Origin of the sequence: Micromonospora sp. NPDC005252, assembly GCF_042872475.1 — a bacterium.
Taxonomy (GTDB): Bacteria; Actinomycetota; Actinomycetes; order Mycobacteriales; family Micromonosporaceae; genus Micromonospora.
The window spans coordinates 492,292-506,004 of record NZ_JBIAKN010000002.1 but is presented as its reverse complement, the minus strand read 5'-3'; the positions used below and the strand labels follow the sequence as shown (position 1 = coordinate 506,004).

General features: G+C 73.5%; 13 protein-coding genes. 5 read left to right on the top strand and 8 right to left on the bottom strand.

The genetic code is table 11. The features are described from left to right. Positions 1–48: 48 nt before the first annotated feature. Both ACFYPH_RS08095 and ACFYPH_RS08090 read right to left on the bottom strand, forming a co-directional pair. Entirely contained in the window at positions 49–1,842 is a 1,794-nt protein-coding gene (locus tag ACFYPH_RS08095) for a RelA/SpoT family protein (RefSeq protein WP_387180550.1), read from the bottom strand. A gap of 128 nt (positions 1,843–1,970) precedes the next feature. Then, complete coding sequence (locus tag ACFYPH_RS08090; protein WP_387180091.1) at positions 1,971–3,725, bottom strand: DEDD exonuclease domain-containing protein; 1,755 nt, start codon at positions 3,723–3,725, stop codon at positions 1,971–1,973. Between the two features lie 127 nt (positions 3,726–3,852). Between ACFYPH_RS08090 and ACFYPH_RS08085 the strand changes: the two genes are divergently transcribed. Both ACFYPH_RS08085 and ACFYPH_RS08080 read left to right on the top strand, forming a co-directional pair. Beyond that, positions 3,853–5,283 (top strand): NYN domain-containing protein, encoded by a 1,431-nt coding sequence (locus tag ACFYPH_RS08085; protein WP_355066907.1) that lies wholly within the window; start codon positions 3,853–3,855, stop codon positions 5,281–5,283. A gap of 124 nt (positions 5,284–5,407) precedes the next feature. Continuing rightward, positions 5,408–5,821 carry a hypothetical protein gene (locus ACFYPH_RS08080; RefSeq protein ID WP_354858179.1) on the top strand — a complete coding sequence of 138 codons (414 nt, stop codon included), beginning with the start codon at positions 5,408–5,410 and terminating at the stop codon, positions 5,819–5,821. Between the two features lie 49 nt (positions 5,822–5,870). Here the strand turns inward: ACFYPH_RS08080 and ACFYPH_RS08075 are convergent, their stop codons facing one another. Then, a complete protein-coding gene (locus ACFYPH_RS08075; protein ID WP_354858181.1) occupies positions 5,871–6,203 on the bottom strand; it encodes a hypothetical protein in 333 nt (110 codons plus the stop codon). 22 nt (positions 6,204–6,225) lie between these two features. Continuing rightward, on the bottom strand, positions 6,226–6,618 hold the full coding sequence (locus ACFYPH_RS08070) for a hypothetical protein (protein ID WP_354858182.1): 393 nt from the start codon (positions 6,616–6,618) through the stop codon (positions 6,226–6,228). A 398-nt stretch (positions 6,619–7,016) separates the two neighbouring features. Between ACFYPH_RS08070 and ACFYPH_RS08065 the strand changes: the two genes are divergently transcribed. From ACFYPH_RS08065 to ACFYPH_RS08055, 3 genes are all read left to right on the top strand, one after another. Next, positions 7,017–7,232 carry a hypothetical protein gene (locus ACFYPH_RS08065; protein ID WP_354858183.1) on the top strand — a complete coding sequence of 72 codons (216 nt, stop codon included), beginning with the start codon at positions 7,017–7,019 and terminating at the stop codon, positions 7,230–7,232. Between the two features lie 136 nt (positions 7,233–7,368). Then, the gene (locus ACFYPH_RS08060; protein ID WP_387180086.1) at positions 7,369–8,628 is read left to right on the top strand and encodes a M48 family metallopeptidase; all 1,260 of its coding nucleotides are present in this window, start codon (positions 7,369–7,371) and stop codon (positions 8,626–8,628) included. Further along, positions 8,625–9,749 (top strand): glycosyltransferase family 4 protein, encoded by a 1,125-nt coding sequence (locus ACFYPH_RS08055; protein WP_354858187.1) that lies wholly within the window; start codon positions 8,625–8,627, stop codon positions 9,747–9,749. Before ACFYPH_RS08060 ends, ACFYPH_RS08055 begins: the two co-directional genes overlap by 4 nt. Positions 9,750–9,762: 13 nt before the next feature. Here ACFYPH_RS08055 and ACFYPH_RS08050 read toward each other — a convergent pair whose 3' ends face one another. From ACFYPH_RS08050 to ACFYPH_RS08035, 4 genes are all read right to left on the bottom strand, one after another. Continuing rightward, positions 9,763–10,431: a lysophospholipid acyltransferase family protein gene (locus ACFYPH_RS08050; protein ID WP_387180084.1), complete on the bottom strand. Its 669-nt coding sequence runs from the start codon at positions 10,429–10,431 to the stop codon at positions 9,763–9,765. Positions 10,432–10,444: 13 nt separating this feature from the next. Next, positions 10,445–11,029, bottom strand: coding sequence for a TetR/AcrR family transcriptional regulator (locus ACFYPH_RS08045; RefSeq protein WP_354858191.1), 585 nt, complete (start codon positions 11,027–11,029; stop codon positions 10,445–10,447). 52 nt (positions 11,030–11,081) lie between these two features. After that, complete coding sequence (locus ACFYPH_RS08040) at positions 11,082–12,740, bottom strand: EAL domain-containing protein (protein WP_354858261.1); 1,659 nt, start codon at positions 12,738–12,740, stop codon at positions 11,082–11,084. Between the two features lie 79 nt (positions 12,741–12,819). Then, positions 12,820–13,629 (bottom strand): SAM-dependent methyltransferase, encoded by an 810-nt coding sequence (locus ACFYPH_RS08035; RefSeq protein ID WP_354858194.1) that lies wholly within the window; start codon positions 13,627–13,629, stop codon positions 12,820–12,822. Positions 13,630–13,713: the final 84 nt, after the last annotated feature.

Here is a 13,713-nt window from a genome sequence, read left to right as displayed (position 1 = left end):
CAGGCTAGTGGTCACGAATGTCCTTCGGACGCGCTGGGGCCGGGCGGGTCACTGTCGATGGTCGACCAGGTCGATGAGCTGGCGTACCACGGTGTCCGGTTCGATCACCCGGTCGAAGACCGCGACCAGCAGGGTCTCCAGGTCGGGATAGCCCAGCTCCTCGGAGAGCCGCAGCAGCGGCAGGTCACTGGCGAGGCCGCGGTTGTGCTGGCGCAGGGCGAGCCCGATGGTGGCCCGACCGAGGCGGACCTTGTCGCTGATCGTGATGCCCGGCTCGGTGTGCTCGGCGAACCACCTGTTGATCTGCATCTGCGCGTGCGGCGACTTGACGAAGCCCAGCCACTCCTTGCGCGGGCCGCGTGGTGCCACGCCGGCCTCGAAGCCGTTGTCGCCGTCGTTCTCGGTGAAGATCTCCACCACGTCGCCCTCGTCCAGCTCCGAGCTCAGCGGCGCGAGCCGGCCGTTGATCCGGGCGGCGAGGCAGTGGTCGCCCCGCTGGCTGCCCAGCTCGTACGCCAGGTCGACAGGTGTGGCGCCGGCCGGCAGCACCACCTGACGCCCGTCGGCGAAGACCTGGATCTGGCCCTCGGCGAGGTCGCAGCGCAGCGACTCGTAGAACTGTGCCGGGTCGGCGGCGTCCGGCTCCCAGTCGAGCACGCGGCGCAGCCAGTCCAACTGCTCGGCCCGGGCCGCCGTGCTGCCGCTGCCCGAGCGCGGGAAGCGGAAGTCGGCGGCGATGCCGTACTCCGCCGAGCGGTGCATCTCTTCGGTGCGGATCAGCACCTCCACCGTGCGGTCCTGCGGGCCGCAGACGCTGGTGTGCAGCGAGCGGTAGAGGTTGTTCTTCGGTGAGGCGATGAAGTCCTTGAAACGGCCCGGGATCGGCCGCCACGTGCCGTGGATCGCGCCCAGCGCGGCGTAACAGTCGGTGGCCGGGCCGTCGACCACCACCGAGATGCGGGGCAGGTCGTACGGGGCGGTGTGGCCGCCGGCGATGGTGTCCTTCCAGATCGAGTAGAGGTGCCGGGGGCGCGGGCTCACCTCGGCGTCGACCCGGCTGCGGCGCAGCGCCACCCGGGCCCGTGTCACCACCGCGTCGAGGTAGGAGTCCCAGCCGGGCCGATCGTGCACGTGCCGGGCCAGCCGGGCGTGCTCCTCGGGCTCCAGGTGCAGCAGCACCACGTCGTCCAGCTCGCGCTTGAGGGTCTGGATGCCCAGCCGGTCGCAGAGCGGGACCAGCACCTCCTGGGTCTTGCGGGCGATCCGTTCCCGGGACGCCGCGGAGCGCACTCCGAGCGTGCGCATGTTGTGCAGCCGGTCGGCCAGCTTGATGATCAGCACCCGGACGTCCTTGGCGGCCGCGACGATCATCTTGCGGATCGTCTCCGCCTCGGCGGCCTTGCCGTAGAACGCCTTGTCGAACTTCGTCACCCCGTCGACCAGGTGGGCCACCTCGCCGCCGAAGTCCTCCGACAGCGCCTGGAGCGTGTAGCGGGTGTCCTCGACCGTGTCGTGCAGCAGCGCCGCCACCAGGGTCGTGGTGTCCATGCCCAGCTCGGCGCAGATCTGCGCCACCGCGAGGGGGTGGGTGATGTACGGTTCCCCGCTCTTGCGGAACTGGCCGCGGTGCATGTTCTCCGCGATCGTGTACGCCCGGCGCAGCACGGCGGGGTCGGTGCCCGCGTGGATGCCCCGATGGGTGCGCACCAGGTGCGTGACCGGGTCGGAGTCGGTGGTCGGCCAGGTCAGCAACGACCGCAGTCGGCGGGTCAGGGGCAGCTCACCAGACCGGGTCGGCAGGGCGCCCCCCAGGGCGGCGCCGTGTCCGGCGTCGACGTCCACGAGGGACACCTCCTCACCCCGGCTCCGCGACCGCCGGACCGGGCGATCGGGAGCAGGCCCACGAAACGGGCAGGACTGCACTTCTCTAACAGCCTAAGGGAGTCGACGTAGTCCGATCGGTCAGTTGGTCATGAGCGTTCGGTCGAGAGTTGGTGCGACGCCCCGCTCTCGGCCTTCGCCAGCAGGTCACGGAAGCGGCCCGCCCCGCCCGCCGGCGAGGCCCAACCGGACGACATCTCGACCAGCCGGGTCTCCGGCCGCTCCAACCAGGACAGGATGCGCTCGGACTCCTCCGCCGTGGCCGACGGCACCGGGCCGTGCCCGCCCGACACCGTCTCGGCGGTGGCGCGGATGGCGTTCAGCGTGGGTCGCGGGTGGACGCCGGGCGGCGACACCCCGGCCCCGGCCAGGCGACCGTGCCGGACCAGGGCCAGCTCCCAGCCGCCCCGGGCGGCCGGTCGGGCGGCGGCCAGCTCCACGATCCCGGTCAGCGCCGCCAGCCGCTGCATCCGCACGGTGGCGCGCAGCACCGCGGCCAGCCGGGACCGCACCACGGCGGCCTCCTCGTAGCGCTGGTCGGCCGCGAGCACGTCGATCCGGGCCAGCAGCGCGTCCACCACCGGTTGCGGGTCGCTGGCGGTCGCGGTGCGGAACGGCCCGGCTGCTCTGTCGTCGTACTCCTCTGGAGTGATCTTGTGTTCGCAGGGCGCCGGGCAGCGACCCAGCTCGGCCAGCGCGCAGGCCGGCGTGACGGTGCGCAGCGAGAGCCGGTGCGTGCACTGGCGCAGCGGCACCGCGTCGTGGAAGCCGGCGGCGGCCAGCTCGGCGGCCCGCCGGGAGGTGAAGGGCCCGAGGTAGGCGGTGTCCGTGGGGGACAGATCCCGCACGATCGACAACCGGGGGTACGGCCCGTCGGTCAGCTTGAGCCAGACCATCCGCTCCGGGTATTTCGACCGCCGGTTGTACGGCGGGGCGTGCGCGGCGATCAACCGCAGCTCGCGGACCTCCGCCTCCAGCGAGTGGGCGCACTCCACCGCCTCGACCCGCTCGGCCGCGCCCAACATCTCGGAGATCCGGGCGCGCTTCTCACCGGCGGTGAAGTAGCTGCGCACCCGGGTGGCGATGTCGCCCGAGGTGCCGACGTAGAGCGGCCGGTCGTCGGCGGCCCGGAAGATGTAGACCCCCGGCACCTTGGGCAGCCCCTCGGCCAGGTGGCGCTTGCGGCGCTGCGTCGGGGTGACCGCGCGGGCGAACTCGATGGCGTCGCCGACGGTGTCCACCCGGTGCCCGCCGAGCCGGCCGATCAGACCGTGCAGCACGTCGACGGTGGCCTTCGCGTCGTCGAGCGCCCGGTGGGTGGGCTGGGTGGCGGTGCGGAAGTAGGCGGCAAGGGTGCCCAGCTTGCGGTTGGGCACCTCGTCGCGGGTCAGCACCCGCCGGGCCAACGCCGCCGTGTCCAGCACGCGCGGGTTGGGCCAGCGGTGCCCGTGCTTCGCGCAGGCGGCCTTGAGGAACCCCACGTCGTACGGGGCGTTGTGGGCGACCAGCACCGCGTCGGCGATGAACTCCAGGAAGCTGGGCAGCACCTGCTCGATCGGCGGCGCCGGCACCAGCATGGCCTGGGTGATGCCGGTCAGCACGGTGATGAAGGGCGGAATCGGCTGCCCCGGGTTGACCAGGGTCGCCAGCACCCCCAACTGCTCGCCACCGCGCACCTTGACCGCGCCGATCTCGGTGATGCCGCCGCCGTCCGGCGCGCCGCCGGTGGTCTCCAGGTCGACCACCACGAAGGTCGTCGCGTAGAGCGGTAGCGCCGGGTCCACCCCGCCCACCGCCGGGTCGAGACCGGCCAGTGACTCCTGGACGTACTCCGCCTGTGCCATCGGCGGCACGCTAGCGCCCCGGTCCGACACTCCCGTCGCAGCCGTCCCAGCAGTCACCATGGGGCTAGGATGAGAGATCGGCTCACTCACCGGGCGGTGGGCCCGGTCGCGGTGGGAGACTTGCCACATGCCCCTCACCGAGCCGTACGACGACCACCTCCCGCAGGAGGATCCGGTCGGGGGCGGCGGTGCCGTGGGCGACCCGGACAGCAGTGACACACCTGCCGATTCGGGTGCCGATCCGGCGGTCGAGCCGGAGCCGACGTTGCCCGAGCCGGTCCGGCAGCGGATCGTGGCGCTGACCGCCACCGTGCTGCCCACCCTGCCCGCCGACGAGGTGCCGGTGCCGCTGCGCCGGGTGGCCAAGTTCGCCCCCAACCGACGGGCCCGGCTCGGCACCCCGGCCATCGCCGCCCAGCTCACCGCCGACCCGCTGTTTCGGCAAAGGGTCACCGCCCGGGTGCTTGCCGACGCCGGCGACCTCGGCGCGGCCGTGGTCGAGGGCACCGCGCCGGCCGCCGCCGACCCGGTCGAGGTGGCCGCGCTGGCCTACCTGGCCCGACCCCGCGGCTGGCGGGAGCTGATCGACGCCAGCGGCGCCGCGGTCCGCGCCGAGGCGGACAGCGCCGTCGTCGCCGAGCTGGTCCGTGAGGCCGAGCAGCGGGCCACCCGCGCCGAACACGACCGGGCGGTGGCCCGGGTCGAGGCCGAGAAGCTCCGCGACGAGCTGGCGCGGGTCCGCGAGGAGCTGGGCCAGCTCCGCGAGGAGTCCCGTCAACTGGCCCGTACCCTGCGCGAGACGCAGGCCCGTGAGCGCAAGGCCAGCGAACTCCTGGCCACCGAACGCGGCCGGGCCGCACGCGCCAGCGCCGACGTGGACGCCGAACTGCGCCGCGCCCGCGCCCGGCTCGCCGAGGCCGAGGCCGCCGCCGGGGTGGCCCGGGCCAGCGCCAAGGAGGCGCGTTCGGTCGACGACGCCCGCCTCTGGCTGCTGCTGGAGACCATCGGTCAGGCCGCCGTCGGGCTGCGCCGGGAGCTGGCGCTCGACCCGGTGGACAAGCTCCCCGCCGACTTCGTCGCCGACGCGTTCGCCGAGCAGCCGGGCACCGCCCCGGCCGGCCCGGCCGCCCGTGCCCGCGACACCGACGACCCGGCCCGACTGGACCAGCTGCTCGCCCTGCCCCGGGCGCACCTCGTGGTGGACGGCTACAACGTCACCAAGCGTGGCTTCGGCGAGATGTCGTTGGAGCAGCAGCGCAAGCGCCTCATCACCGGGCTGGGCGGGATCGCCGCGCAGACCGGCGACGAGGTCACCGTCGTGTTCGACGGCGCCGAACGGATGCACGGGCTGCCGCCCGCGCCCCGCGGCGTCCGGGTGCTCTTCTCCCGCAAGGGCGAGACTGCCGACGAGCTGATCCGCCGCCTGGTCCGCGCCGAGCCGGCGGGCCGCCCGGTCGTCGTGATCTCGTCCGACCGCGAGGTCGCCGACGGCGTACGCCGGCACGGCGCGTACCCGCTGGGCGCCGACTCGCTGCTGCGCCGCCTCGCCCGCTCCTGACCGCGCGCCCGGGCCGAGCCGTCGGGGCGGGCAAGAATACGGCGAGGTTCCTGCAGGTTCGGTCGGCGACGGTGTCCGCATCGGCCCGGCACCGTCGGGCACCGGACAAAGGCAGGCGAACGGTATGAGAAAAAGACTGCTGGGCACCATCCTCGGCACGGTTGTCACACTGGCGGCGCTCCTCGTCGCCCCGGGACCGGCCCTGGCGGCCTCGGGTGGCGGCTGCACCGGGGCCTACCCGATCAGCTCGTGCATCTCGTACCAGGGCTCCAACCAGACCGTGGTGGGTGACTTCTACATGAACGCCACACCGGACCAGTCCCGGTGCACGGCGTACCTGCAGTTGCGGACCACGAACAACGGCAACACCTCCTGGATCTACTACGACCTCAACCGGACCGGCCGATTCGGGCCGATCAGCCGCAACGTCAACGTGATGAACAACTTCAAGGGCTCCGCCGTGGCGGTGGTCGAGGTCTACACGTGCAGCGGAACGTTGCACGGCATCTTCACCAGCCCTCGGGTGTACTACCCGTGACGTACGGATCCGGCCGCTGGTGCGTCAGCGCCAGCGGCCGGATCGCGTGTCAGCCGCAGCGGGAGACGGCGGGGTTCGGGTCGTGGCCGGTGTACATGTAGTCACCGGCGAGCATGCCGTTCGCGTTGCCGTAGAACGCGTTGTACCAGACGGTGTCGCCGTTGACCGACGATCCGGTCGCCCAGCAGTTCAGGTAGACCGACTGGCCCTTGGGGATCGTGAGGATGACCGAGCACTGCGAGTTGTTCAGCCACTGGCAGTAGCGCAGGTTCAGGTCCGTCTTCGTCTGGAAGTAGCCACCGGCGAACGCCGGTGTGGCGACCAGGCCGACCGCTGCGGTCACCGTGACGGCGCACGCGGCCAGGAGACGTCGTGGATTCATGTCTTCAACCTCCGGCGAGCGGTCAGTAGGAGCAGTACGGGGAGTCCATGATGTCGAGGGCCACCGCGTAGCCGTACGGCTCGAGGTAGGCCAGCTCGCCCGGGGAGACGCACACCCAGTCGCCGTTGGAGTAGAAGATCTTCGCGCCATCGTCGTTGCGGCTGTTGTAGACCCAGTCCGCGCCCCTGCTCCGGGACCCGAGGGTCTGGTAGTAGTTGTCCTGGAACGACGCGGTCGGCGGGGCGCCGTCGTACGGGTTCCCGGTCACCCAGAAGCAGACGCGGGGGTAGTTGCAGCCGAGCGCCGAGGTGGCCTGCGCCGGCGTGGCGACGAGCCCGCCCGCGGCCGTCGCGGTGGCCGCGAGGAGCGCGACGGCCGAGAGCCGGGAGCGTGTGGTCGAGGATGGTCCGCGCATTCGAATCCTCCGATGGATCAACGTGGACGGCCGGTTGCACCCGGCCCGGCAGGTGCGTCGGTGGACCCTCGTCGGGCGGTGGATCGGCCGTACCGCAACGATCGCAGCGGCCCCGGTCGAGGGAACAGGCGCTTGACCGGCAGTTGACCGGCGATTGGATCGACGACGATCGGGGGCCCGTGGGCTACCGCGGCACCTTGATCGACAAGAGGTCGGCGATGTCGTGGTGTCCGGCCGGCCGGGATACCCCGATTTCGCTGATCTGGAGTCGATCTAGCCCTCAACGGGGCGGTGCGGGCGGTTCTGTCGTACCCGGTGGATAGCGTCGATGTGACCGACGGTGCTCGGGCGACGACGACAGGGCGTCGACCGCGCATCGCCAGCGATCAGGAGGCGTGATGCTCATCGACTGCGACGGGTGCGCGAAACGGGCCGACGGCTGTTCCGGCTGCCCGCTGACCGCCCTGTTCGACGAGACGTCCCCGGCGGCCGGGCTGGTCGCCGCCGAGGTCGAGGCCATCGAGGTGCTCGCCCGGGCCGGCTTCGACGTCGAGGTGCTGGCCGCGCCCGCGCGGCCCGACGTCGCCGCACGCCGGGTCCGCCGGGTGGCCTGAGTTCCCGCACGGCCGTCCGCGTCGCCGGAGCGCGACACCGCGGGCGAAGCGGGCTTTTCGCGGGCCATAGGATGGGCGGTCACGGCGGGAGGAGCGGCGGGATGAACGGGGTACGACGCGAGCACGGCGGGCCCCGGTGACCCCGCGCGGTTGGGCGTTGCTGACGCTGGCCGGATTGACGGTGGCCCTGCTGGTGACCGCCGCGCTGTTCATTCCCTGGCACCGGCCACCGGCGCCCCGCGCCGACCAGCTCGCCGCGCTGCGCGATCTCCCGGCGGAGCAGGTGGCCAAGGGGCGTGCGTTCCGTGCCGCGCTGCGCCCCGGGAGCTACGCCGCGCTCGCCGTCGGGCTGCTGATCGCCGTCGCGCTCGGCCTCACCCCGCTGGGCAGCCGCCTGGTCGAGCTGGTGGGCCGGCCGTTCGGCGGGCACTGGGTCGCGCGGGCGGTGCTCGGTGGTCTCGCCGTGGTGCTCGTCGCCGACCTGCTCACCCTCCCGTTCTCCGCGTGGCGCCAGAGCGTGCTGACCCGCTACGGGCTGAGCACCAACGGATGGAGTGGCTGGGCCGTCGACCTGCTCAAGTCGTACGCGGTCAGCGCCGTGATCGGCGCGGTGGCGCTGTTCGGCTTCTACGCGGTCATCCGGTTCGCGCCGCGCTGGTGGTGGGCGTTCGGCGCGGCGGGCGCGGCCCTGCTGGTGGTGCTGCTCTCGTTCGTGCTGCCGGTGCTGGTGGAGCCGGTGTTCAACAAGTTCACCCCCATGGAGCAGGGTCCGCTGCGCACCGAGCTGATGAGCATGGCCGCCCGCGACGGGGTGCCGGTGCGCGACGTGCTGGTCGCCGACGCCTCGCGGCGCACCAGGGCGGTCAACGCGTACGTCTCCGGCCTCGGGCCGACCCGCCGGGTGGTCGTCTACGACACGCTGCTGAGCGAGGCCACCCCCGCCGAGGTGACCGCCGTGGTGGCGCACGAGTTGGGGCACGCGAAGGACTCCGACGTGGCGGTGGGCACGCTGACCGGGGCGCTGGGCGCCGCTGCCGCCGTGGTGGCGCTCTACCTGCTCGGCTCGTGGGGGCTGCTGCTGCGGTTGGCTGGCGTCGACTCGGTGGCCGATCCACGCGCGTTCCCGCTGCTGATCGCCCTGGTCACGGTGGCCGGCCTGGTCGCCACCCCGGTGCAGGCGCTGATGTCGCGGCGGGTGGAGGCGCGAGCCGACGCGCACGCGCTCGCGCTCACCCGCGACCCGGTGGCCTTCGAGTCGATGCAGCGCCGCCTCGGCTCGGTCAACCTCGGCGACCCCGATCCGCCGCGCTGGGAATACCTCTACTCGGCCTCGCATCCGTCCACCGTGGAGCGGATGGCCGCCGCCCGCGCGTACGCCCGGGAGGCTGGCCGATGAGCCGCACGCTGCTGATCACCAACGACTTTCCGCCCCGTCCGGGCGGCATCCAGTCCTTCGTGCACAACCTCGCCGTGCGTCAGCCGGCCGGGTCGGTGGTCGTGTACGCGTCGAGCTGGCGCGGCGCCGCGAAGTTCGACGCCGACCAGCCGTTCGAGGTGATCCGCGAGCGCACCCGGGTGCTGCTGCCCACCCCGCTGATCGCCCGCCGGGCGGCCCGCCTCGCCCGCGCGTACGACTGCGACACGGTGTGGTTCGGCGCGGCGGCCCCGCTGGGGTTGCTCGCCGGCGGCCTGCGCCGCCGGGCGGGCGTACGCCGGGTGGTGGCGCAGACCCACGGCCACGAGGTCGGCTGGGCGGCGCTGGCGGCTGCCCGGCCGGCGCTGCGGCGCATCGGTCGGGGTGTCGACGTGACCACCTACCTCGGCGAGTACACCCGCGTCCGGCTGGCCCGCGTGCTGGACGGGGTGACCGACCTGCGCCGGCTGGCGCCCGGGGTGGACGTGGACACCTACCACCCGACGGTGGACGGTGAGCCGGTCCGGGCCCGGTTGGGGCTGACCGACCGGCCGGTGGTGGTGTGCGTGTCCCGGCTGGTGCCGCGCAAGGGTCAGGACATGCTGATCCGGGCGCTGCCGGAGATCCGCCGCCGGGTGCCCGACGCGGCGCTGCTGATCGTCGGCGGCGGTCCGTACCGGGCGACCCTGGAGAAGCTGGCCCGGCAGATGGGCGTCGAGCGGGACGTGGTGTTCACCGGTTCGGTGCCGGCGGCCGCGCTGCCGGCGCACTACGCGGCCGGCGACGTCTACGCGATGCCCTGCCGCACCCGCAACCGCGGCCTGGACGTGGAGGGGCTGGGCATCGTCTACCTGGAGGCGTCCGCGACCGGTCTGCCGGTGGTGGCTGGGGACTCCGGCGGCGCCCCGGACGCCGTCCGTGAGGGCGAGACCGGGTACGTGGTCCGTGGCCGGGACGTCGCCCAGCTCGCCGACCGGGTCGCCCGACTGCTCGCCGACCGGGATCTGGCCCGCCAGCTCGGCGCGGCCGGCCGGGCGTGGGTGGAGCGGGAGTGGCGCTGGGAGGCGCAGGCACAGCGGATGGCGGCTCTGCTCGCCGGCTGACCGCCGCCCGTGTTCAGGTGCGGGCCGGCCGGGGCGGGGCGTAGCGGGGCACGTACTCCTGGTCGGTGAGCCGTTGGATCGCGGTCATCACCTCGTCGGTGATCGTCCGGATGTCGCGGGGCCCGGTGATGCGCCCGGCGACCGGGATCGGCGGACCGAACCGCAGGGTGACCGGGTGTCGGCGGGGCAGCCGCGCGTCGACCGGCAGGACCTCGGCGGTGCCGAGCACACCGACCGGGATGATCGGCACCTCGGCGTCGCGGGCGAGCCGGGTCATGCCGACCCGACCCCGGTAGAGCCGCCCGTCCGGGGACCGGGTGCCCTCCGGGTAGATGGCGACGAGACCGCCGGCGCGCAGCACCGGCACGGCCGCGTCGAGGGCCGTGAGGGCGGCCCGGCCGCCGGTGCGCTCGACCCGGATGGCGCCCATGCCGGAGACGACCCGCCGGCTGAGCCAGCCGCTCGGGCCTCGGCCGGTGAAGTACTCGGCCTTGGCCCAGAAGGTGACGTGGCGCGGCGTCAGGCAGCCGAGGAACACCTCGTCGGCGACGGACAGGTGGTTGCCGGCGAGGATGGCGCCGCCGTGGCGGGGCAGATGCTCCAGCCCCTCCACGCGGGGCCGCCAGCCCAGCCGCAGGGTGGTGCCGACGGTCAGTTTGCCGATGTCGTACAGCAGGGGCACGTCTTCTCCCGGTTCAGTGCGGCGCGGGGCCGAGGTGCGCGTCGAGCGCGGCCCGCAGGAGGGTGTCGTCGTCGGTGACGCCGGTGGCCAGCGGCAGGCTGCCCCAGGCCCAGAGCTGGGCGATGCCGTGCAGGTTGGCCCAGAGCGCGCCGGCCAGCACCGGGGCGGGCGCGTCGGTCGGCTGGCGTGCCTGGGCGACCAGGTCGACCAGGAGGGTGAACAGCGGCAGGCTCGTCTCGCGCAGCCGCAGACGACCGCTGGCCAGCAGGTCGTGGCGGAACATCAGCTCGAACATGCCGTGGTGCGCCGCGGCGAAGTCCAGGTACGTCCGGGCCAGCGCGACCAGGCGGGTACGCGGGTCCGGGCCGGCCGCGCGCAGCGTCTCCTCGACGCGGGCGGTGAGGTCGGCGAAGCCCTCCCGGGCGATGGCGGAGAGCAGGTCGACGTGGGTGGGGAAGTAGCGGCGCGGCGCGCCGTGCGAGACGCCCGCCCGGCGGGCGATCTCCCGCAGTGACACCGCCGACTGGCCCTCGCGCAGCACGAGGTCCACCCCGGCGGCCACCAGTCGGGCCCGCAGGCCCGCCTCCCCCTCGCTCATAGACAGTGTCTACCAGGCGGGCGTAGACGCTGTCTACTAATGGTGCGGGGGTTCAACGGATGCGGGCCAGGATGCGGTCGGCGGGGGCCGGCCGACCGAAATGCCAGCCCTGGGCGGCGTCGCAGCCGATCGCCCGCAGCCGCTCGGCCTGCCCGGCGGTCTCCACCCCCTCGGCGGTCACCGTCAGGTCCAGCGCGTGTGCCAGCGACACCAGCGAGGCGAGGATCCGCTCGTCGGTACGCCCCACCGCCGGCGAGCGCAGGCCGGCCACGAACTCCCCGGCCACCTTCAGCTCGGTGACGGGCAGGTCCCGCAGGTACGCCAGGTTGCTGTAGCCGGTGCCGAAGTCGTCGATGGCGATGCGTACCCCGAGATCGGCCAGCACCCGCAGCGCGCGCACGGGCTCCTTGGCGCTGCTCATCATCGTGCTCTCGGTGATCTCCAACTGGAGTCGCTCGGGCGGCAGACCGGTCTGGCGCAGCAGCGCCCGGACCTCCTGCACCAGGCCGGGCCGGTGCACCTGCCGGACCGCCAGGTTGACGCTCACGAACGGCGCCTGGACGCCCTCCGCCGACCACGCCTCCGCCTCCCGGCACGCCTCGGCCAGCACCCACCCACCCAGTTGCACGATCAGGCCGGTCTCCTCGGCCAGCGCGATGAAGCTGTCCGGCCGCAGGACGCCCAGCTCCGGATGGCGCCAGCGGACCAGCGCCTCCACGCCGAGCAGCCGGCCGTCGCGCAGCGAGGTCAGGGGTTGGTAGTCGAGGTAGAACTCGCCCCGCTCCAGCGCGGCCGGGATGGCCGCCGAGAGGGCGTAGCGGGCCAGCTCACGGCGGTTGCGCTCGGCGTCGTAGAGCGCCCAGCGCGCCCCGCCGGCCGACTTCGCCCAGTGCAGGGTGCTGTCGGCCGCCCGCATCAGGTCGCTGGGGGTGGCCCCGGCCACCTGCCGCTCGACGATGCCGATGCTCGCCGTGACCTGGAGTTCGTGCCCGTCGACCACCGCCGGTGTGCGGACCGCGGCCAGGGCGCTCTCGGCCACCTCCACCACGGCGTCGGTGCCGCTGGCGCCCTCCACCAGGATGACGAACTCGTCGCCGCCGAGGCGGGCCACCAGATGTTCACCGAGGGCCTGGCGCAGCCGCTCGGCCACCGTGGTCAGCAGCCGGTCGCCCACCTGGTGCCCCAGGCTGTCGTTGACGACCTTGAAGCGGTCCAGGTCGAGGAAGCACACCCCCATGCGCTGGGCGCCCCGGCCCGGCTCGTTGAGGGCGGCGGTGAGTCGTTCGGTGAACAGCGTCCGGTTGGGCAGGCCGGTGAGCGGGTCGTGGGTGGCCTGGTGGCGGAACCGGGCCTCGCTGGCCCGCAGCGCCCGCTCGGCCTGCGTCCGGGCCATCATGGCGGCCCGGCGGATCGACTCCTGCTCGTCGAGCGTCCGGTCGCGCAGCGCGCGGGCGTAGCCGGTCGCCACGGCGGCCAGCAACCGCGCCATCCGGTCCTCGACGTCCTCGGCCACCAGTCCCAGGTCCCGTACGAGCCGGAGCTGGATGACCTCGACCGTACGACCCAGCCCCTCCGCGGACGCGATGTGCGCGGCGACCAACTCGGCGCCGACCCGGTGCCCGGCCCGCAGGTCGAACGGCTCGGCGAGCAGCGCGCCGGCCAACTGCCCGGTGAGCCGGTGCAGCAGGGCCTCGAGCTGAGCCTGGGTCATCGGCAGGTAGCTCGTGCCGGAGACCGCCTTGGCCCACGCGCGGGCGAAGGTGCCCGGGCGGGTGGCCTTCCCGGGCGACTCAGTCACCGAGTCGTCCGACGCCGCCCATGAAGACCGCGCGTTCGGCGTCCTCCGCGCTCTCCGGGGTGTCCGGTCGCCACTGTGGCACCCAGACGACGCCCGGGTCGACCAGCTCGAACCCGTCGAAGAGCGCGGTCAGCTCGGCCCGGTTACGAATCCAGAGCGGGCTGTCGGTACGCCGGTAGACCCGCTCGGCCTCGGCGCGCTCGTCCTCGCTGCGCCCGTCGTCGCTGGCCTGCGACAGCACCAGGTAGCTGCCGGGCGCCAACGCGTCGCGCAGCGTCGCCAGCAGCTCCGCCGGGCGGTCGTCGTCGGAGACGAAGTGCAGGACGGCCACGATCATCACGGCCACCGGTTGGCTCAGGTCGAGCAGCTTGCGGACGTCGGGGTGCGCCAGGATCCGCTCCGGGTGCCGCAGATCCTCCTGTACGACCACCGCGCGGTCGTTGCCAGCCAGGATCTCCCGGCTGTGCGCCACCGCGACCGGATCGACGTCCACATAGACCACCCGCGACTCCGGGTCGATGCGCTGGGCGATCTCGTGCACGTTGCCGACGGTGGGAATGCCCGAGCCGATGTCGAGGAACTGTCGGACGCCGGCCTCGGCGAGGTGGTGGACCGCTCGGCGCAGGAACGCCCGGTTGGCCTGCGCCATCAGCGGCGCCTCCGGGACGGCGGCCACCATCGCCTGCGCGGCGGCCCGGTCGGCGGCGAAGTTGTGCGATCCGCCGAGGTAGTAGTCGTACATCCGCGCGACGCTCGGGCGCTCGATGTCGATGGTGTCGGGTGCCCAGTCCGGCCGCTGCATGCGCTCAACCCCTTGAGTCCGCGACGCGGGCGTCGTCGCCCGCGCGGGTATTCTGCCCCCGACGTACCCGCCAGACCATAGCGT